General features: G+C 34.3%; 18 protein-coding genes. 11 read left to right on the top strand and 7 right to left on the bottom strand.

Features of this window, described 5'->3' with window-relative positions:
* The first annotated feature begins 11 nt into the window (after window positions 1-11).
* The 5 genes from HND39_05835 to HND39_05815 all read left to right on the top strand — a co-directional run bounded on the left by HND39_05835 (window position 12) and on the right by HND39_05815 (window position 5,347).
* Window positions 12-1,190: a hypothetical protein gene (locus tag HND39_05835; protein ID QKJ95839.1), complete on the top strand. Its 1,179-nt coding sequence runs from the start codon at window positions 12-14 to the stop codon at window positions 1,188-1,190.
* 22 nt (window positions 1,191-1,212) lie between these two features.
* Window positions 1,213-1,851, top strand: a complete 639-nt coding sequence (locus HND39_05830; protein QKJ95838.1) for a T9SS type A sorting domain-containing protein — start codon at window positions 1,213-1,215, stop codon at window positions 1,849-1,851.
* A gap of 307 nt (window positions 1,852-2,158) precedes the next feature.
* The gene (locus HND39_05825) at window positions 2,159-3,463 is read left to right on the top strand and encodes a hypothetical protein (GenBank protein QKJ95837.1); all 1,305 of its coding nucleotides are present in this window, start codon (window positions 2,159-2,161) and stop codon (window positions 3,461-3,463) included.
* Between the two features lie 6 nt (window positions 3,464-3,469).
* Complete coding sequence (locus HND39_05820; GenBank protein ID QKJ95836.1) at window positions 3,470-4,663, top strand: hypothetical protein; 1,194 nt, start codon at window positions 3,470-3,472, stop codon at window positions 4,661-4,663.
* A 24-nt stretch (window positions 4,664-4,687) separates the two neighbouring features.
* Entirely contained in the window at window positions 4,688-5,347 is a 660-nt protein-coding gene (locus tag HND39_05815; GenBank protein QKJ95835.1) for a T9SS type A sorting domain-containing protein, read from the top strand.
* Window positions 5,348-5,372: 25 nt separating this feature from the next.
* Here the strand turns inward: HND39_05815 and HND39_05810 are convergent, their stop codons facing one another.
* Complete coding sequence (locus HND39_05810; GenBank protein QKJ95834.1) at window positions 5,373-6,059, bottom strand: DUF2461 domain-containing protein; 687 nt, start codon at window positions 6,057-6,059, stop codon at window positions 5,373-5,375.
* A gap of 420 nt (window positions 6,060-6,479) precedes the next feature.
* Here HND39_05810 and HND39_05805 point away from each other — a divergent pair, with 420 nt between their 5' ends.
* Window positions 6,480-7,832 carry a T9SS type A sorting domain-containing protein gene (locus tag HND39_05805; GenBank protein QKJ95833.1) on the top strand — a complete coding sequence of 451 codons (1,353 nt, stop codon included), beginning with the start codon at window positions 6,480-6,482 and terminating at the stop codon, window positions 7,830-7,832.
* Window positions 7,833-7,842: 10 nt separating this feature from the next.
* Complete coding sequence (locus HND39_05800) at window positions 7,843-9,204, top strand: T9SS type A sorting domain-containing protein (GenBank protein ID QKJ95832.1); 1,362 nt, start codon at window positions 7,843-7,845, stop codon at window positions 9,202-9,204.
* Window positions 9,205-9,256: 52 nt separating this feature from the next.
* On the opposite strand, the gene HND39_05795 is transcribed toward HND39_05800, so the two are convergent.
* On the bottom strand, window positions 9,257-10,489 hold the full coding sequence (locus HND39_05795; protein QKJ95831.1) for a T9SS type A sorting domain-containing protein: 1,233 nt from the start codon (window positions 10,487-10,489) through the stop codon (window positions 9,257-9,259).
* A gap of 456 nt (window positions 10,490-10,945) precedes the next feature.
* Here HND39_05795 and HND39_05790 point away from each other — a divergent pair, with 456 nt between their 5' ends.
* The gene (locus HND39_05790) at window positions 10,946-11,770 is read left to right on the top strand and encodes a hypothetical protein (GenBank protein ID QKJ95830.1); all 825 of its coding nucleotides are present in this window, start codon (window positions 10,946-10,948) and stop codon (window positions 11,768-11,770) included.
* Window positions 11,771-11,819: 49 nt separating this feature from the next.
* Complete coding sequence (locus HND39_05785) at window positions 11,820-13,022, top strand: hypothetical protein (protein ID QKJ95829.1); 1,203 nt, start codon at window positions 11,820-11,822, stop codon at window positions 13,020-13,022.
* A 108-nt stretch (window positions 13,023-13,130) separates the two neighbouring features.
* On the opposite strand, the gene HND39_05780 is transcribed toward HND39_05785, so the two are convergent.
* The 3 genes from HND39_05780 to HND39_05770 form a co-directional block, all read right to left on the bottom strand.
* Window positions 13,131-13,544, bottom strand: a complete 414-nt coding sequence (locus tag HND39_05780) for a hypothetical protein (GenBank protein QKJ95828.1) — start codon at window positions 13,542-13,544, stop codon at window positions 13,131-13,133.
* A gap of 167 nt (window positions 13,545-13,711) precedes the next feature.
* Entirely contained in the window at window positions 13,712-14,455 is a 744-nt protein-coding gene (locus HND39_05775) for an arylamine N-acetyltransferase (GenBank protein ID QKJ95827.1), read from the bottom strand.
* Between the two features lie 12 nt (window positions 14,456-14,467).
* Window positions 14,468-17,872 (bottom strand): hypothetical protein, encoded by a 3,405-nt coding sequence (locus tag HND39_05770; protein QKJ95826.1) that lies wholly within the window; start codon window positions 17,870-17,872, stop codon window positions 14,468-14,470.
* A 179-nt stretch (window positions 17,873-18,051) separates the two neighbouring features.
* Here HND39_05770 and HND39_05765 point away from each other — a divergent pair, with 179 nt between their 5' ends.
* Both HND39_05765 and HND39_05760 read left to right on the top strand, forming a co-directional pair.
* The gene (locus tag HND39_05765; protein QKJ95825.1) at window positions 18,052-19,161 is read left to right on the top strand and encodes a hypothetical protein; all 1,110 of its coding nucleotides are present in this window, start codon (window positions 18,052-18,054) and stop codon (window positions 19,159-19,161) included.
* Between the two features lie 20 nt (window positions 19,162-19,181).
* Complete coding sequence (locus HND39_05760) at window positions 19,182-20,243, top strand: NAD-dependent epimerase/dehydratase family protein (protein ID QKJ95824.1); 1,062 nt, start codon at window positions 19,182-19,184, stop codon at window positions 20,241-20,243.
* A gap of 147 nt (window positions 20,244-20,390) precedes the next feature.
* Here the strand turns inward: HND39_05760 and HND39_05755 are convergent, their stop codons facing one another.
* Window positions 20,391-20,837: an OsmC family peroxiredoxin gene (locus tag HND39_05755; GenBank protein QKJ95823.1), complete on the bottom strand. Its 447-nt coding sequence runs from the start codon at window positions 20,835-20,837 to the stop codon at window positions 20,391-20,393.
* Between the two features lie 533 nt (window positions 20,838-21,370).
* Window positions 21,371-22,045, bottom strand: coding sequence for a sigma-70 family RNA polymerase sigma factor (locus tag HND39_05750; GenBank protein ID QKJ95822.1), 675 nt, complete (start codon window positions 22,043-22,045; stop codon window positions 21,371-21,373).
* Between the last annotated feature and the right edge of the window lie 154 nt (window positions 22,046-22,199).

Genomic DNA, 22,199 nt, shown 5'->3' with positions numbered 1-22,199 from the left:
GGAACAATGAAATGAAATTATTAATTTTTGTTTTTTTACTGTTCAGTTTCGAAATTTTTTCACAATCTTTACTTGATAAATTGGACAGTGACAATTTTGAGGAAAGGTTTGAGGCACTAGAAATTATTAAAAATCAACAACTAATTGAATATATACCTGAATTGGAAAGTAGAGTGTTTAGCCAAGAAACATATTTACTTCAATATAGTTTTATCGAAGCATTAGACGCATTAGAAGCCCCAAACACTTATGATCTTATATTAACTTACTATAATAATATTAATACATTTGAACCATTACCACCTTACAACAGCTTGGAGAGCAAATTAGAATCAAAAGTAAGAGCAATGTGGTTATTATTTAAATTTGGTGACTATTCTAAATCGGAAGACGTATTTGATTATTTGAATAATGAACCAAACTCCAAAAGATATATGATAGTTATAAATGATCTAAAATTCATTTATGAGAATGTTCCTGCGTATCAGTCTCAAGCTCTCGACTGGATTTTAAACATTCTAAATAATATTTTAAACGAATTTACGTTTAGAAACACAGCTCTTGTGATTTTAAATCAAATTAATTATTCTGAAACAGATGCCCTTTGTGTAAGTATATTAAATGATTCAAATGAAAATCCAGATTTAAAATACTCAGCTCTTAAAATACTTTATGATAGAAACTATCCAGAACTAAGAACAATACTTAGAAATAAAGTCTTAAATGACCCAGACAATTTCATAAGATTTAAAGCCGGCAGTGGTTTACTTCAAGTATATGGCGTACCCTCAGACCTCAAATTGATAATTGATTATTATCCAACAGAGCCAGATGGAGATACGAAAGGATTATTTCAAATAGTAGTCGCAGACTTCGTCCCCCCAAAACCAGAACTAAATTGGTCTGAATTAATAACAAAACTAATTACTTATACAAATGAAATGTACTCGTATCAATGGATAGCAAACACACAATCGAGAGATTATTATATAACAAAATTGAATTTGCTTAACAGTCAAATTACATCAGGACGATATAAAGATGCTTGCAACACGCTAAATAAAGACTTACTTGTCACGATAGATAAAGATCTGACAACAAATAAAATTACAACAGAGGGGTATAAATTTCTTCACTATTACTGTGTATATATAAAAGAAGAGTTTCCAGGGCCATTACCTTGTCTGTAAGGTATATAATAAAGGAGATGCTATGCTGCTTAAAAGATATTTTCTATTTGTTCTTGTTTGTTCTGTAGGTTATTCTCAAACAGTTTATGAACTATTACCTGGCTCAAAGAATAATCTGGTTGAATTAAGTTTTTCAAATAAATTAAAAAGTGAAAATCAATCAGTAAGCGTTATTGTTCGGCAGACACCTGAATGGATAGAGTTTAATAATGATCAGGTAAATATTGAGAACTTAAAAATCTTACAGAAACAAACAGCACAGTTTTCATTTAATGTTTCAGAGAATGCAAAAGTTGGTGAAGAAGGAAGCATTACATTCAGAATTTCGAACGGTAGTGGTGGGGTAATTACTAAAACCTATAATATTAGAATAATAGCACCAGAAGTTTTTGAAGTCTATCAGAATTATCCAAATCCATTCAATCCGACGACAACAATAAAATACTCAATTCCGCAGGATGCGTTTGTCTCTATAAAGATTTTCAACGTGCTTGGTGAGAAAATAACAGAGCTTGAAAACAAAGAAATGAAAGTTGGGATACACGAAACAGAATTTAATGGAATTAATCTCAGCAGTGGATTTTATTTTTACATAGTTGAAGCAAAAGGAATGGACGGCACAAAATATTTTGATTTGAAGAAGATGATTTTACTAAAATAATTGCTAGTTCAGGTATTGAAAAAAGAAAGCGTCACCTTGTGTGGCGCTTTTCAGTTTTAAATTGAATAATATAACTATTTGAAAGAATATAAAGTCGAAGTATTAATAAATTAAAATATTTCTGGCACAGCACTTGATTTTTTTTTGGATATTTATTTAGTTTGTCAGTGAAATAAATCCTGGCAATGCCGGGAACAAGTATTAGTTGAATCTGCAAAGGAGTTGCAGGAGATGTGCCTGAACTATTTCACTTTTATTAACACACTTCTTATTGTCGTGTTAATTTGCTTTTCTTTTGGAGCCTGCTATGTTTAAACGATTTCTTTTATTATTTGTAATAATATTTAATTTGAGTATGTATTCACAAGTTATAATAAAAGATGAAATTTATCTATCCGATAGTTCGGTGATGCAGGAAAACACAGATAATCCTGTTACAGTAACATCACCATTTTATGGTAGGGTTTACTTTCGGAAAGAATGTATGTATAATTGGATATCAAAGGTAAAAGGAGAGATAGTTGTTGGTGGAGATTCACAACTATTTGGCAATTACAATTGTGATTGTGAAGGTGGCGCCTCTTGTTTTGGTTGCATTGGTTACTGGTTTCATAATTTTTACAATAAGCCAATGGGAACAGATGTTACGGTAAGCATTCAATACTGTTATGATCATCAATGGATTGAAGTCCCGCTACAATTTGTTTATGTAGGAAATGATCAGTATGACTTATATGGTATGAATCCTATAGGGGGGTTCCAATGGGAATCTATGGGATATGTAAAGTTTATCGAACAAACACCGCCAGATTGTCCAAATGCAGACGGAAATTTTTGTGATGATCTATTTTATATTGAAAATCCGGAATTTGAAATTCTTGAACATACTTCAGCGTATACTTCTCACGAAAAGTTATGTGATGAACCAACAGATGTTGCATATACTTGGTTAGTGAACACCCCTGCAGCTAAGGTTTCAAATCTATATTCTTTTACAAATGACAGCTTGATGGTTTGTTTTAACAGAAATCTCCAGAGATGGAAATTTCAATTGAACCCAGAAAAGATAAATTTAAATATCGTAATTGATTTGTGCTACAGTAAAATTATTGATAGAGGTTGGGTTATTGTAGATGATACATCCGATTTGAACGAAATAGTTTCAAATGGTGATTGTGAACTGGCATTACAATCCTTTGAAGGTCATAAATATTATGGGTACAAAATACCAGACAAGGGTTATTTACTTAAGGAAGTAGTAATGCTTCACGAAGGAATACATAAAATGAATTACGACAAATACGTTCAAGATTACAAATATTTCTTTTACAATACTATGTATGCTTTGCAAGATTATCCTTGTTCCTATTTTAGTAACCCAACTCAGGCTAAAGATTTCGGTAAAATATTTTATGAAACAGGCTTTGCTGATTTTTGGGACAAGCTTGATGAGCAATATGATATGTTTTATGGTCTTGCGGGGAAGACAACTTTTTGGTCGAATAAAAAACTTCGAAAAGAAAGAGAAGTAAATGATTCCAAGGAAGTACAGGAAAAAATCAAGGAATATATTGATCTATTAAACCAAAAATGTAATAATTTAAAAGGATAATATTAGATGACTTTTAAAATTAACATACTAAAATTAACACCGCTCTTTGTTTTATTCTATAGCCAGGTAATAGCCCAGACATCTGAAGAATTAATAAATGCTCTCTATAGTGAAAACCCATTAGATGTTACATTCGCGATTGAAGCAATAAGCGAGCAACAAATTTATGAAGCATTGCCAGCAATAAATGAATTGTTTGAGAGTCAGCCCCCCTTTCTTCAATTGGCCTTTTTACATGCCCTACTTGTTTTGGATGATGCAGATGTTGAAACCAAGGCACTCTATGTCATTTCGATTGCAGATGAATATGCAAATTATGACCCACCATTCAAGTACGACCCACTAGATGCTAAGGCGAAGGCAACACTTGTCTTGATTGAAATGCAAAACTATTCAACTGTAAATTACATTTTTGAAAGAATAGAGAGAGACCAACCAAACTATGATGGGCTTTCACTAACTGTCTTGGAGATAATATTAAATCAGTATTATCCATATGAAATGCAAGCTCGAACAGAACTGGAAAATATATTGAACTCATTGCCTTACTCTTCTAGCGAAAAATATGAAGCATTTTGTATATTGATCGATAAATATGGATGGCAATTTCAAGATCAAATCCTAGATATTTTTGTCAATGCGGACTATTTACCAATTAAGTTGAAAGCATTAGAGTATTTAATTCAATTCAATTATTCAGAATTGAATTCTTTGCTAAAAGAAAGAATAGAAACTGAAGAATATTGGTCACTTAGAGTAGATATCGCAGATAGTTTGCTTCAAAAATTTGGAGAACCATCTGACCTAAAAACTGTAATCGATTACCAGCCAAACGAACCCAATGAAACAGCCAAGTCTCTTATTGGTTTCTCGATAGAGGAATTCATTCCTCCTAAACCAGCATTAAACTGGTCTGGATTAATAACAAAGTTGATTTCATATACAACAGAAATGTATCAGTACGGATGGGTAGCAAACACACAAACAAGAGATTATTATATCACAAAATTGAATTTGCTTAATAGTCAAATTACATCAGGACGATATAAAGATGCTTGCAGTACTTTAAATAAAGCTTTGCTTGTACAGATAGAGAAAGATCTGGCAACAAATAAAATTACAACTGAAGGATATAAATTTCTTCACTATTACTGTGTGTATATAAAAGAAGAATTTCCAGGGCCATTGCCTTGCTTGTAAGTTTTTCAAAAAAAAGGAGATGCTATGCTGCTGTTAAAATATTTATTATTTGTTCTTGCTTGTACAGTAGGTTATTCTCAAACGGTTTATGAACTATTGCCCGGCTCAAAGAATAACCTTGTTGAATTAAGTTTTTCTAATAGATCAATTGGTGCAAATCAATTAGTAAGTGTTGCTGTTCAACAGACACCCGAATGGATAGAGTTTAATAATGATCAGGTAAATATTGAGAACATAAAAACCTTACAAAAGCAAACGGCACAGTTTTCATTTAATGTCTTAGAGAATGCACCAATCGGTGAAGAAGGAAGCATCACATTCAGAATTTCAAACGGTAGTGCTGGAGTAATTACTAAAACATATAATATTAAAATATTAACACCAAAGATTTTTGAAGTTTACCAGAACTATCCTAATCCATTTAACCCAACCACTACGATAAAATATTCAATTCCACAGGACGCATTTGTTTCGATAAAACTATTCAATGTGCTTGGTGAAAAAATAACAGAGCTTGAAAACAAAGAAATGAAAGTTGGAATACACGAAACAGTTTTCAATGCAAATAACCTGCCTGCCGGCAGGCAAGGCCTCAGCAGTGGCTTTTACTTTTACATAGTTGAAGCAAAAGGTTTAGACGGCACAAAATATTTTGATACTAAGAAGATGATATTGCTAAAATGAAAAAACATTTGAGAGCAGACTTTATTTAAAACAAATTCTTCACCAGCCACTTATGCAACGGAAGCATTTCTTTAAATATTTTGTAAATAATATCTACAGCCTTTCCGCCGCTGATAATTTTCAAGTTAGAACTTTCGAACCAGGCATAAATTCCTTCATACAATAAATATCCGGGATAAAGTGTGTTCGTACCATATCCCTTCGGAGTCTTCTTAAATTTTTTGCCGCCGATTGTGTAACCTTTCTTTTCGAGAGCCCGCACTATTTGGTGAAGCTCTTTTACTGAAGCAGAGTTAGAGACCACATCACGATATTTTTTTAATAACTGTGGAGAGAACATATAAATGCCAAGCCCAACTCCGAATTGTCTCGGCTCAAGATGTAAATAAAATCCGCTGGCATCCATCTTCTTCATTTTGCCATTCCAGAAATACAGTCCTGCATTTGTTTTGTATGGAGTTTTATCTTTACTGAAGCGAACATCTCTGTGTAGCCGGAAAATTGATTTATCAACTTTTGGAATAGCGACAATATCGGGATCAATATCCTGTAATTTATCTCCCATCTCAACAACAAACTCAAAACAAGGTTCAAGAAAATCTGAATTGTAAAGATCACGGTTAGCTTCAAACCATTCTCGGTTATTGTTCTTAGAAAGTTTGTTCAGAAAAGCAGTGGTTTTTTTAGGAAAATCTTTTAATCCGGTTTTCATTATAGCTCCTTGTGAGTTCCACGAAAAAATAAAAATGAATGTTAAATTTAAGAAGACACAGCTAAAATTATTAAAGAATCTGATAAAAAATTGAAAAGAAAAAGGTTTTAAAGAAACGGATTATTTTGAATTAAATATTTTCTTGCTAATTTATAAAGAGACCAACTAAAATACTCTTCAACAGCACACTTGCCTAATGATTTAGTTGGTAATGAAAAAATTATCAGATGCTGCCAAAGCAATCCGTTCCCATCATCTGATAAATTCTCAACCGGATTAGCTCTCCGGCGAATTTTTCGCTTATAAATGGTTTATAATTTCGACCAATCCATGAATTGAAATATTTTATTAGTCGGTGAAAAAGTATAAACCTGAATCTCAAAAGAATTGAATGCAGTAAATTACAAGTATGAAAGAAATATGGAAAACCTGTCTGCTAATGGGCAAGGTCTGCCAAATGAAGTTTGCTTATACCGGCTGTCAACTGAATTATTTACAAAAAAAACAAATGTTATTAGTAAAATGAAAAAATTATTATTCTTCAGTCTTCTTTTTCTTGGACCAACTAGTAATTTATTCTCACAGAGTGGATGGACCGAGTTAACAAATCCAACTGACCAACCGTATTTCGGAGTTTACTTTCTTTCTTCCAGTATAGGTTTTGTATGTGGAGCCAATGGTGTTCTCCTGCGAACATCCAACGGCGGAGATAGCTGGGATATAATTCAACTAAATTCAGATATACTTTTTTACAAGATAGGATTTAAAGATGCTAACACCGGTTTTGTTATTGGAAGCTTTGGAGTTGCATATAAAACAGAAGATACCGGACTGACATGGACTCCGATTTTACCGGTTAACGGGATATTATCTCTTCATGATATATTTTTTCTGGATAATAACTATGGATTGATTGTCGGGAGAAGAGGTGTAGCATTAGATAGCGCTTTGATTATGAGAACTACGGATGGCGGTAATACATGGCCGATTCTTGATACTCCATTTCCAAATCAATTATTTGCAGTTAGTTTCCACAACTACTTCGATGGATTTGCAGTGGGTGATAATAACTTAAGAATAAAAACAATAAACTCCGGACAAACCTGGTCCGCTCTTCCAAATGATCCACCGGCACTTTTTTTTGATGTATCTGCCGTTTCATCATCAGATGTCTTTGCAGTTTCAACAAATGGTATTTACCTTTCAACCAATGCTGGTCAATCTTGGAATCTTAACTTTACCGGCGGGTATTTGCAAACAGTAACTTTTCTAAACAGCTCAACAGGATTTGCCGGCGGAAGGGATGGCAGAATCTGGAAAACAACAAATTCAGGGACAAACTGGTTAAGCCAGCAGCTGGATTTTTCAGAAGAGATTATGGATATCTTTTTTGTTGACAATGATACGGGTTATGCAGTTGGAAATAAGAATAACCAGGGGATAATTTATAAAACCACGACGGGTGGAAACTCAACATCGGGTGTTTCAGAATTTTCTTCAGAAATTCCCGATGAGTTTTTTGTTTATCAAAATTATCCCAACCCATTCAATCCGACTACAACAATTCAATTCTCAATTCCTGAACTATCATTTGTAAAGCTAGAAGTATTCAACACACTTGGAGAAAAAGTAACAACACTTGTTTCTGAAGAATTATTTGCCGGTAATTATAGATATGAATGGGACGCAACTAATCTGACAAGTGGTGTTTACTTATACAAAATGCAGACAACTAATTTCTCAACGAGCAAAATAATGATATTTTTAAAATAATGGAGGTATTGTGTTTAAATATATTTTCTTTTTCGTGATTGGACTATACAGCACGCTATCTTTACCACAGGGTTGGGTACAAACATCGTCAACGCCAGTAGGCGGAGGAGTAACCGATTTATTGGTGAGAGAGAATGGAGATATTCTAACAACCGTAGGATCATTTAGCTGGCCAAGTGTAGCGGGAGGAGTAAGAAAATCTACAGATGATGGACAGACATGGCAAAACGTAGCAAGCGCATACAATGGGAGAACGATAGAAGAAGCATTTGATGGAAATCTGTACGCAAGTATCTGGTTCTATCCGCAGAACGAAGGACTATATCGTTCAACAGATGGAGGAGATACATGGAATGGACCAATTTACTCGGCGGGATCAAACAACAATATCTTTTCAATTTCAGTAATGGAAGAAAGTCCGAACTATACAATCTTTGCAGGAACAAGAAATGGAGTTATGCGTTCAACGGATTCTGGGGCATCATTTCAAAATGCAAGCAATGGGATGCCCAACAATTCGTGGGTTAGAGATCTTGAAATTGATTCATCCGGAATAATAGCAGCAGCAACAACAAACGGATTATTTACTTCTACAAATAATGGAGATTTATGGGAACAAGCGACTGGAATTCCAGCTTCCGATACAACAGTCACACTATTATTTGATTATCCTCTGTCAAATCAGGATGGCAACGACTCACGGCTTTATACAGGAAGCCAGAACGGATATATTTATCAGTCATTTTTTGAGAGCAGATACTTATCGGCGGTTATTTTAACGGTATTTGGTGATGGAGAGGTTGCTTCATTCTTTGGTACTTATCTTTTGATAGAGAGCAAGAAGATTAATGCCGTAGCAGTCTATCCAACAGGAGGAGACGTAGGCGGTGTTTACGTTACAAATGATACAAGATCTGGATTTGTAAAAGAGAATGAAGGTCTTCCATCAAACCCAAAAGTTTCAGCACTTTCGGGAAGAGTAGTTCAAACCCGGAGTGGCGAGGAAGTTGAAATGTATACGGGTCTATATGAAAACAGCAGCACCGGAGCAAAAATTTATAAACGCACTTTTGTTGTCAGCGTTGAGGAACTTGATTCGGAAATCCCTGTGGATTATAAGCTTGAACAGAACTTTCCCAACCCATTCAATCCGACTACAACAATTCAATTCTCAATTCCTGAACTATCATTTGTAAAGATAGAAGTGTTCAACACACTTGGAGAAAAAGTAACAACACTTGTTTCTGAAGAATTATTTGCCGGTAATTACAAATACGAATGGATTGCAGAAAACCTGCCGAGTGGAATTTATTTTTACAAAATGAAAGCTGATAGTTATGAACAGACAAAGAAACTTGTTTTGCTGAAGTAAAAATTTATTAGAAGGTTTGATCCCCGTGTTCTGCATATTGGATGCGGGGTTTTTATTTTAAATAAATCATCTTTTTTATTTCTACGAACTCAGCAGTCTTAAGCTGGTAGAAATAGATCCCGGATACCAGCGGTCGTATTCCTGTTAATGCGTTGAATTCAACTTCATATTCCCCGGCAGATTTTTCTTCATTAACAAGAATTGCAATTTCATTTCCAAGTACATCATAAACTTTAAGGGTCACTAAAGTCCCTTCTCCTTTGGAGAAGGGATTTAGGGATGGGGCAGGAATTGTAAATTTTATTGTAGTTGAAGAATTAAACGGATTGGGATAATTCTGGTATAAAATAAATTTATCTGGAATCGTTAACTCGGATTTTACATCAACAAGAGATGGATCTAGTTTTAGGATTACTCCATTCTCACCCACAGCGAAACCGGTTCTCGCATCAATAAACTGCAGATCATAAACCGTAGAGCTGTCCGGAGTTTCAAACTCACTCCATGAATTTCCATGGTCAGTTGTGAGCAAAAATTTATAACCGGAAGCTGACCATCCTTCATTATAAGTTCGAAAATCAATTGCAAATGCAAGCCCGAAATAAGGCAAATCACTAAAACTCCACGACTCACCTGCGTTGGTTGTTTTAACATATCCGATAGGAAACAATCCCTCGGGGTCTCCAGAAAGAGTAATTGCATTTAATGAATCGAATATGAAAACATCAAAAATTTCATCTACACTTACACCCTGTGCGGTCCAGTTAAATCCATAATTTGTGGTTTTCCAGATAACGCCTGCGACATCAATACGTCCGCCGCAAGCATAACCAAACTGGCGATTAAAAAATTTGAATTTATGAACAGGAAATTCTGAAACCATATTAGAATCAATTTCGGATTCACTCCAGCTATTTCCGCCATCAGAAGAGAATAAAATATCTGAACCCCCGGCAAATCCGTTCAGCGGATCAAAGAAGAAAATTGTTCTCACTACTCCAAGAGAATCAGGGAGATCATTTACTGTCCACAAAGTTCCACCGTTTGTTGTTTTCAACAATACCGAATTGAATGGAAACTGATCACGAATTGTCAGAGCCCAGCCATTATTATTATCAATAAAAAAGATATCCATTATAAAAGTCTGGACAGTGCTGTTTTGAATTCCCCAAAATTCTCCACCGTTGGTTGTGTGGATTATAGTTCCGGCTTCACCGGCTGCCCATCCTGTAAGACTATCAATAAAGGAGATAGATCGCAAAGTTCCTGTAACCGGGGATTGCATTTTTTTCCATGGCTGCGTTTGCGCAAACGAAAAGCACAGTAGTCCTAGCAGAGAACAATTAATTATTATTAGAAAAAACTTGTTTGTCATCTTTAAAAAATTTTAGCTTAAAATAAATCAATAAAACTTAGCCAGAATATCCTAAAGATAATAAGAGACTTCTGAATTATTATAAATGTGTTACTCTTTTTAATTTTAAAACAAGATATTTCACTCCTGCCTCGCCGGCAGGCAGGTCGTTCAATATGACAAATTAGAATTTTCAGAAGTCTCCTAAAGATAATATGCTAATTTACGCCCACCTTTCTAACGACGAGATTGCTTGTAAATATTACACCTAAAATTATATCGACTATAAAAAACAAATTGAAAAGTATTTAGTTTTTGCAAATCATTTTTCTTTTTTGAATTTTCAGCAGTAGATTTTTCTAAATTAATATATTCACCGGAGGAGTTGTGAAAAAGCTTTTATCAATCTTGCTATTATTAATTATCGCATTTGGTTTTTATGCTGGTAAAATAATCGATGACAAGGCAAAAGATTTATTAAAGACAATAAAACTTTCAGAGAATGATGCTAAGAATACCATATTTTCAGATATATCTTCAGGCTCATCGTTTTACTTTCCAGGTCTTAGAGAATTGAAAAACATAGCTGTAAATGATCGCATATCAAAGGTTGAAGTTGTTGGAAATTACGTTAAAGATTTCACAAAGACCGATGATTTTAAAAAAAGGTATAATGAGTTTCGTGAATCAAGAAAACCAGCTCCGCCGGAAAAACCTAAAACATCTGCAGAATTAAAAGAAGAAACTCGTGCCAGTTTAAATCAGAGTTTGGAGGAAATGAAAACTGCAAAATCGCAAATGGCGGCAGATCAGCAGGCTATGTATGACGAGACGATTAAAATGCTGGAACAGCAGCTAAAGGATGTTGATAATCCGGACAATCCGATGTTCAGTCCGCAAATGGATGAATATTCAAAAATGGCATACGATCAGCAGTTGGAACAACATAAAAAAGATATTGCAGATTGGGAAGCAAAATATCCTGTAAATAATCCGAAGCCGCTTATCAAAACATGGCTTGAATCATTTCTTGAACAAACAAATGGCGTTGATTTTAATGCTCAGACAGCCATTGATAAAGATCTAACCAAATTTGTAAAACAAGAGTACGAATACAAAAATTATTTATGGAAACAATGTTACAGAGCCGGAAAAGAAACAACCGAAGCTAGCCGGGAGTTTGCACAGAATTGGCTGAAAGAGCTAAAATGATTTTCTTTCTGATTGATCAAATTTAATGAGCCAAGTGAGATAATATTCTGTGGAGTGGATTGTTTTAGTTGTCTGGCTTCTGATTATCAACGGAGGGCTTAGCGGTCAATATCTTTTAAACTGGATGGGGAACCAACCCGATTTTACCGGAGGAAAAAAAATTGATGTCTCTCCCGGGGTTATGACCTGGTGGAGAGAACTATCAAAACTTGCCTGGGCAGCAGTTGCAATAACAATAGAACTGCTTCGTGGGAAAAAAGCTAAATTCCTTTGGCCGGGTTCTTTGTCGCTGGTTACAATTATTATCTGCGCGTTCACCGGAGTAATTGAAAATATCGGTTTCTTTTATTTACCACGATATTATTCACCACATGTATTTGCGCCGTATGTAAGTATTTATCTTGCATTTCTTCCATTCTTTGGAAAACTTTTATTTAATGCGCCAATCAGAAAAGAACACTGGATTGGAATTACGCTTGTGATAGCAGGCTTGTCAATGCCATATTTTCCATTTATAGTCGGGTTAAGCGAAAGCTCGAAAAATGTTTTTGATGAAACTGCGATTATCTGGATAATAGTAATTAATGGATGCATGCTTTCACAACACACTTTGAACAATAAAACAGTACAGACAGCTCTACCAGGCGTCGGACCGAATGCACTTGTTTTCTGGAGAGAGATCTGGAAAATGATATTTATTACCACAGCAATTTTTATAATGCCGATAATCGGAAATGTATTGAATGCAAATATGCCTGCTGTTGTGAACAAAGAAGAGTTTGAAGAAAGAATTCTCGCCAACACAGTTGGACACGAAAAAGAATCACTTTTGAATTTTTATACATTGTCCAACTCAGAATATACGTTGAGAGAAAATATCAGCAATGATGAAGAAGAATCGATTAAAGAAATAATCAAGTCAACCGGATACAGCAGGTTTTTCTCTTTGTTCGAAGGAAGTATTATTCCGAATAATTGGCTGCCAATTTTGTTTGTGGTAGCTGCAGGATTAACAGGATACATTTACAGTTTTGGATTTTTCAAGCTTTCGAAATTTGCTGCACATTTCTGGGTTCCATATACTAACATATACCTTGCAATCTTACCTTTTATAATGATATTGTTCGGCAGAGAAGTAACCGTTTATCAGATTATTGGGGCAGTAATCACTACAGCAGGTTTGATGATTGGAGTGATGGATTATAGTCGTAATAAAGTTGTAGAGATTGAGAAAAAGAACAAGCAAGTTTAATTTATTCCGGAGTTAAAATATTTGGTTTCATCTCCAATTAAAAAATCCCCGCATGAACGGGGACTTTGCTAACTAACACATTCTCAATCAGGAATATTTTACAAAATTCTATCTGATAAAATCGTTCAGATCCAGCTTGTCAGAAACTGACAGATAACCATCTCTTGATTTAAAGTCATAAGTAACTTCATCTGTTTTTCCTTTCAAATATTTTTTCATCTTTTTAAATATTGTTCCCGGAAATATTTTATAGGTAGTAAAAAAAGCAGTCTTTATTCCGTTAAGCGAAGGTAATCGATTAACAAAGTTAATCCATTCATTATCTGTCTTTGAAAAGATTAATCCATTCCCCCATCCACCTAATAATAAATAATCTGCACCGTCAAGCTTTCGAGGCTCGAAACTGTTAATCGGGATAAGTTCAGCAGCGAGACCTCTTTTGAATAAGAACTCGGCGATTTCTTCGCCAAACCTTCGAGTTGTATTGTTCTTATTCTGTATTATTATTAAAGCCTTTTTCATTTTACACCTCTGTTAACTTTAAGTTTTTATGATTTCTGATTTAAAGCTAAATCCTGCGACGTAGAAACCCCACGATTACTTTACAAGCGGATGTTTTTGATGATGTGTTGTTAATAGAAGAAAGTGAACGTTCAATGTTTTGTGGCAGATTATTCGATAAAATATTTTTATTTAGCTAATTCAATTTTAAAATAAGCTTTTAGCAGAGAATAAAATTTATCTTCGTCAGTAAATTTCTCAATTATCTTTTTGCCATTATTTGTAATAGTTAACGAGTTATCGCTTAAAGTAATCCGTCCGGACTCAGTAGCAATTGTGCATAACATTCTTGTTCTGAAATGTGAAGTCGGACTGTCTTGCTGGAACACACACATTGCGTTATAATCAGAAAGTTTTCGAGGTATTGTTGTAAAACTATACTGCTTTGAAAAAGAATCGTTATCCTTTCTCTGAAGTTCAAACAGATTATTTTCGATTTGAAAAATTCTGTAACTACCACTAATGTCATCGGTTTCTCCATCAGGAAAGGCAATCGGATTTCTGAACGAATCACCGAAACCAACATCAACCAAATAATTTTTATCTAGATGAACAAGAAGAGTCATGTGATCATACTCCGGACCTAAATCTCCAGTCTTTGAATTGAACACGCGGGCAGAAAGCATATCAACTTTGAATCCAAGCGAAGTTAACAGCCAGTAGAAGAGTCCGTTAAGTTCATAACAAAAACCTCCACGTCCGGTTAAAATTATTTTGTTGTATAATTTATTCAGGTCAAGTTCAATTCTTGAGCGATTTGGAATGTCGAGATCTTCAAAAGGAATGGAGAGAAGATGATGATTTTGAAGTTCAGTTAAAAACGCAAGAGAAGGTTCCATTATTTTTCTAACATCAATTCTATTTAAATACAAATTTATATCCATTTATCTGATAAGAACCATCTTCTTTGTTTGAATGAATGTGCCAGCTTTTCTGTCTGGGCTTCGCCCAGCCGAGACTATTAGCTGATAGAAATAAACTCCACTTGCGAGACCTTGCCTACCGGCAGGCAGGTTCTGACCTTCGTCAGAATGACCACCGAATTCAACTTCGTAACTTCCTGCGGTCTTTTCTTCATTAACTAATGTTGCAACTTCGTTTCCGAGAATGTCATAAACTTTAAGGATTACAAAAGTCCCTTCTCCTTTGGAGAAGGGATTTAAGGATGAGGCTGGGATTGTGAATCTTATTTTTGTTGAAGGATTAAATGGATTCGGAAAGTTTTGTGATAAACTAAATTCAGTTGGAATGGAATTATTTTTAATTTCATCTTTAACATTTACAATCAGAATATTTGCTTCAACCCAGGATGGATCGTTTAAATCAGGATTTAATGTTGAACCCAGAGTTGCATTGTTTGCAAAGAAAGAAAAATCTTCTGCTGTTTGTCCTGTTCCTTCATCCAGTCTCCAGTAACCAACAAGCCCACTGTCAGGAGACGAATAATATTCAGAAGATAAAATTGTGTTCATCGTATTTATGATCTGAGATTGTGATCGTGCAACATTCCAGATTCTTACTTCATCAATTTTTCCATTGAATACTCTTCCTGGAAAGCCGGGCGATTCACCAATCAATAGATTGCTGTTATTAGCATTGCCAATTGTAAATGATAAATTTGACTGAGCTTTTAGTTCACCATCAACATAAATTTTCATATTTGTTCCATCATAAGTTGAAGCGACGTGATGCCATTGATTCAACAGAACAGCATTAGCGGAAGTATTAATTTCATGCCAACTTCCGTTACCAATATTAAAATTAATAATACCATTTCCTCCACATCGTATCATGTATCCGGAACTATTTGATCCCTGATCTTTTACAATTACACTTCCTGCAAATGGCTGACTTTTAAATTCATTCACATTTATATATGCTTCGAGAGTAATTTTATTTCCTGTTATTTGCAATGAACTTCCGTTACCGCAATTCAACAGATCATCAGTTCCATCAAACTGAAGCGCAAATCCATTTGTATCTGCAATTGAAATTCCTGTTGTAAAACTCCAAACATCTCCTTGTGTAGTATAGTATTGATTTTTACAATCGATTCTCCAGTAATAGGTCGTGTTTGAATTTAATAATTCAGTCTGAAAAGAATTTGAAGTTGTGTTGAGAATAAATTGCGGAGGATTAGTTGTTCCGAGAAAAATATCGAACGATGAAGAACCGTTTCCCGGAGTCCACCCAAGAGTTGGATTGCGAACTAAAACAGTATCTCCATCTTCAGGAGAAGGATTGATTGCAATTCCCGGTGGAGAAAACCATTCGAATGAAGTTTCGGCAAAAGGAGATTCACCAAACTCGTTACCGATAGTTTGAACAAGAACAGATACTGAACTGTCTCCCGGTTCATATTTAATAAATGGAACGAAGTATGCATTGTTTGCTGTTCCGCCAAGATATGTTAATGAGCTATCCTGATTTCTTCTGAATATATTATAATAATAGACTTCACTTGTTGAATGATCCCAGCGCAATCTTAAAGTTACAAATCCTTGCTCATCAACTTTATTTTCTATGAAAAGATTTGCTGGCGGATCCGGAATGTCAATCGAGCCATTATAAATACTCATCCTTCCGATTTTGATTTGGTAGCCGCTTCCAAAACCGCCGGTAAAAAATAAAGCAACAACAGAAATTTTTTGTCCACTGAATGAACCAATATCAATAGTTTTTAAATTCCAGTCTGCGGAAGTTGTATTCCCAATATCAAAAAAAGTAAATGATGATGGATCGTTTTCAAATGCCAATCCGACTTTCATATTTGTTGAACCAATAGCTCCAGTTTTAAATGCGAGATCAATTTTTGTATCCGAAGAAACTAAACAATTTGTATGATAAAGTTTTATCAGATTATCGCTTGAAAGATTTCCGGAAATTTTTAGACAGTTCCCGCCGTAATATGCATCAGTAAAATCAAATTCAGGAATTAATTTTATTCCGCTGCTTTGAACTATCCATCGCCACGAAGGAAGAACATCCTGAAGTGACAGATTGTTCCATCCGGTTGCCGATAATTCAGGATAAGATAATTTTTCTCCATTGATGTAGAAATCATAACCTTGCCCGGTACAAAAATTGGTGACAAACGGAATTTCAGTAATCGGAGTATTATCTGGAATATAATTGGCGATACCCTTCCAGTTATTTGATGTTGTTGTGTTGCCCGGATCGTGATTCCATCCAACCCAGAAAATACTTGAACGATTATAGTAGTCTGCAAGACTTGTTGAAGAATTATAACACCAATCAGGTCTGTAAATTCCAAGTGATGTTACATGAGGAAGATTATTCGGGAAAAGTGCTGACCAGTTTATGCTTGAATTATATCCGTTTGCTTCAACATCAATTCCCGCAAATAAGTCGAACTCATTTCTGTTCAAACTCTGAGCGAGTGTTCTTGAATTGTTTAATCCGGTTGAGTTCCACCAAAAATTTAAAAACATTGTTTCGGAAACAAGAGTATCACCCCATTGAAAGAACCAGTCGTTTAGTGAGTTAAGCTGATTTTGCCAGGAGACGCTGCCATTTTCTGTCATCGCATCGTACCATTCAATTTCAAGATCAGAATTTTCCTGGAAGTAAATCATAAAATCTCTCATATTAATTGCTGTCTGAGAATTGCCGCCAGCAGTTTCCTGGTTAATGAACCATCCATCGAATCCATAATATTCTGCCACTTCAATTAATTTATCAGCAACAGGAAAAGTATTTCCATTTTTCTGGAGAAAATCATTCACCCATTGAAACTGTCCCCCGTAAACAGTCGGAGGAAAGAAAACATTTCCCAAAATTTTTACTCCATTGCGATGTGCTGCATCAATTAAAGTAGAATTTGGTGCAAGAATTAATCCTTCGCCGGCAGAACCACCCCAGAATACAAGCCGGTCAACGTACTGCCAGTAACTGAAAGAATAATAATTAATATTCAAAGAACCCTGTGAAGGATTATCACTCGTTGGTGCAAACGCTGACAACGGATTTACTCTTGCTTCATTTACTCTTGAGTTAGAATTTATAATTAATAATGTATCAACGAATTTATTTTTTAATGGAACACCGGAACGATTGTATGGTGCATCCGGATCAGTTGAAGGTGACCAGCTTAAAATTTCAAGTGGAAACCAATATGATGCAAATGGCTGATCAGAGGAATATGAAACAGAATTATTTTTAAAATTTGTCTGAGAAAAATGTGTTTGTGCCTCAAGTCTTAATTGAAACAGACTTATAAATAAAATTGCAATAGTAATTAGTGATTTATTTTTTATTATTACGATCATTCTATATCACTCCAAATCTGAAATTCTCTTAACAAAATAATAATTATTCATCTTATCACAATATTGTTTTTTGCGGAAGGTCTTCCAACAAATGACAATTCTTTGACAATATAATGACACAACCCCGCATTGTACAACATAGTTTTAGGATAGAATCAAACAAAAGAAAGGTGATTAAAATGAAAAACATTTTATTTTTAGCAATGTTGCTGTTAATCCTCTTAATAATCGGATGCAGCGAAGATGAGGTTGTTACACCTCCTATAAATGATAACGAAAAACTTAACAAACGAACTGTTGAATTGTTCAATCAGGGAGTTGAAGTTGTTGAAGCAGCAATAACCATTGACAGAGAGTTCAGTTTTGATGATAATGTGCTTCTTAAATCATTGTATAATGCCGGCTATTCCGTAAGTGATGTGGTTAAAGCCATTCACATTGCTTACGAATACAATTCAAGGTTAGCTGAACCAATACTAATTGAAATTCTGAAAAATAAAACCGAAGCCGATATTGCTGAGTTAATTTTATCTGAATATGCGGATGAATTAAAAACGCGCCGGGAAGATCTGAAATATTTTCTGCAAAAGGTTGTGAATATTGAAAGTAAAGTTCAAATTCTTAAAAATACTTTTAAGGAAAACCAAAAACTTATCCTGATAATACTTAAAGACGTTGGTGACAACTCCACAGAAGTAATTAAAGTTCTTATAAATAATTTTCAGCTAACCAAAGAAGACGTAAAAATTTTAATTCTTGAAGCCGAATGCACAGCCTCTGAAATAGCAGATGCACTACGAACAATTTATAACTCTTCGGCTTCAGAAGTTTTCCAATTTTTATCAGATAATGGTTTTCCGGTTATTCAAGTGCTAAATGTGTTAAAAGATTTATACAATCTTTCCACATTACAAATGACTCAGCTGCTTGAAGAAAAAGATTATGACGTTAGCGAAATAACTGAAGTGCTTATTGAACTTCAATATAGCTACGAACAAATTGGAATTGTACTGAAAGATTATTTCCATTATTCTGCAGAAGCTACAACTTCACTTTTAAAGCAGCTCAATGTGAATATTGAAAACATTGCGGATATTTTGATTATAGTCTATAATCTTACTATTCCTGTAACTGTTGAAATATTGTACGAAGCAGGATTCAGTATTGAAGAGATTATAGATTTGTTGTATCATCATCTGAATTTAGGAGTTCAGGAAATTATAGATTTATTATCTTACTTTAATCTAGATCCGTGTGTTGTATTAAATTACTTCAATATTCCATGTTAGTAATAGTGAAAGGAATTAAAATGAAAATATTACTAACTGGCAGCACGGGTTTTATCGGCAGTTATGTTCTCAAATATTTGATTTACGAAGGACAATCTGTGAACGTTCTGGTAAGAGACAAATCAAAAATATTTAATTCAAATCATCCCGGGTTAAATATTTATGAGGGGAATATTAATGATGCTGACGCTATTATCAGAGCAACGGAAAACTGTGATGTTATCATTCATCTTGCAGCTTTAGTGCAAACCACATCAAAACACCCAGAAGATTTTTACACTATAAATTATCGTGGAACTGAAAACCTGCTCAAAGCAGCAAAGCAGTGTAGAGTGAAACGATTTATTTTTACATCAAGTCTGTCCGCGTGTACTTATGTACCTATGCCCGTTATTGGTGAAGATTCATTAGTGAGACCTAAAAAATGTTTTAGTGATTATGCGGAATCGAAAGCAATGGCTGAACAGCTTGTCAAAGATTACTCCGATAAAAACCTGCATTATACAATAATTTATCCGGCAAGTGTGTTCGGTATTGGTTCGCTGACCGATGCAAACGGAGCGACGAAAGCTCTTTCGCTTTACCTGAAGAATCGATTACCATTTCTGATCGATTGTGGAGAACAGTTTTCAAACTGGGCATTCGTTGAAGATATTGCGCGAGGAATTGTTTCGGCAGTTTCGGGCAATTACGTTAATCAACGTTATATTCTTGGCGGCGAAAACAAAACCCTCAAAGATGTTTACGATATTGCAGACAGAATTTCGGGGAAGAAACATCTGAGAATAAATCTGAAAAGTAAAATGGCAGAAAAGTTAGTATGGTTAATTGAAACATCAGCAAAACTTTCGGGAAGTCATCCGTTGATTACTCAAGAGTGGCTGAAGTTTCTGCTTCAAAGTCAAAAATTATCTTCCGGCAAAGCAGTTCTAGAATTGAATTATAGAATTACTCCAATTGAAGTTGCGCTTGAAAAAACTTTAACCTGGCTGAAAAAATCTTCTGAAATTCAGATAAAATCACAAAGATTAAAAATCTTAACAAGCACTAAACTTGCGGATAGCGAATTAGCTGGATATTAAAAAATAATTTAAATAAAAATATTTATTCATCATTTTCCCGATCGAGATTTCCATTCCACAAATATCTTCTAGTTTCGTTTATCGAGAAGCTAAATTACTTCCTTTTAATTCTATATACTTCTGACCGGTTAAAAAAATGTTTAAACTTTAATTACTAACTAAACTTTCCGCAACTTTTTTAAGCTTTACATTTAATTTAATATCAACACCTTTTAATGCCTGAGAAACCGGGCAGTCTTTTTTTGCACCTTCAGCAAATTTGATGAGTTCCTCTTTGCTCAAATTTGGCACATCAACTTCAGTATTTAATTCAATCAGAGTGATTCTGGGTCCCTGCTTCAAAATTTCAATACTTACTTCGGCGGTTGTTTGTATTTTCTTTGGTTCATATCCTTTGTCTGACAAATCTTTGGAAAGAGCCATTGAGAAACACCCGGCGTGTGCTGCAGCAATCATTTCTTCAGGATTTGTGCCAGCACCATTTTCAAAACGTGATTTGAAAGAATAATCTCCTTCGAACGAACCAAATTTAACTTTGCCTTTACCGTTTTTGAAATTACCATTCCACTCTGCTGTTCCTTTTCTTTTTGACATGATTTATTTCTCCTATGTTTTTGTACTTTATTTATATTTAGCCATTACAGCTATTCATTCAATGTGCTTGTAATTATAGATAGAAAAAAGCACATCAAACTTTAACTCTAAAAAGTTGAAAAACTTCATATGAAATTTTTTAACCAAACACCAAAGCCTGGATTGTGTTAACCTTTCAATTTTCAGAAGTAATTCACAGTTTTATTTAAAATCTAAGATAACATATTCAAACAAATTTCAGTTAACAATGACTTAGGTCAACAAGATGAAGATTCTGAAAAACTAATTTTTAAATTAGCAGTCATTAATATTCCGCTTGTCGTACTATCGCTAATGAATATCTACTAAGAAACAAAAATTCATTTTTATTAATTCGATTCTTATTCAATTATATTTTTCAAGTTTGAATTTATTTTGTAATTCATTCGACGCAAAATAATTTTGAGAGATATGTTGAATGGATGATTTAGGAAAGGTTTTTATTAGAAATAATGAGAATAACTTTTGGATGTGGAATATGAATTACAAAAATACTAAGTTTTATTCTCCTGCGTTCTTATATAATCCATTATCTTATTATTTATTCTGTCGCATCTTTCATTGCCGAAACTGAACAAGGTCGATACGTCAGCAACTTCACTGATAACATTTTTTAACATAGATCTTGCGCGATGCAATCTGACCTTTACATTTACTTCAGAAATTGCTAAAACTTCTGAAGTTTCCAGAACACTCAATCCCTCTACTTCTTTTAACATATACACGGATTTGTATTTTTCCGGCAAACTCCGGATGGCATTTTCAAGTATTTCTTTTCTTTCTTTCTCCATAAGACTTTCTATAGGATTAAGATGAACAGAGTCAGAAATAGTTACAGCCTTGTCCTCAGTTAGATGAATAACTTTCTTATTTTTTCGCTTTAGCATGAGACATTCGTTTATGAGAATTCTGGTAAGCCAAGTGAAGAACCTGGCATCTCCACGGAATTGACTAAGTTTTTCATAAGCAGAAATATAAGTTAACTGCAGAACCTCATCACAATCATCATCATCAATTCCAAAACTGATTGCAATTCTATATAGCCGTTGATTGTATCTTTTTATAATTTCAGCAAAATATTCTTCATTCCCCCATTTAACTTCATTGATTATCTCTTCATCACTTTGAAGCCTAAGCGTTTCTTTCGATTTTAATAATATCTCGTTCATATTCAACTCTTTTTGAACAAATATAGTTTGATTGATTAGTAAATCCTTTGATTTAAATCATGTATAAAAATGTTAAGGACTTATTATTTCATTCATATTCAAGCCTGTTTTATTATCTCTTCAAATAAAATTTTAACTCCAACCAATTTTTAAT

Source organism: Ignavibacteriota bacterium, from assembly GCA_013285405.1.
Lineage (GTDB): Bacteria > Bacteroidota > Ignavibacteria > Ignavibacteriales > Ignavibacteriaceae > IGN2.
The sequence above is the reverse complement of the archived record's forward strand: the minus strand, read 5'-3'. Positions and strand labels throughout refer to the sequence as shown.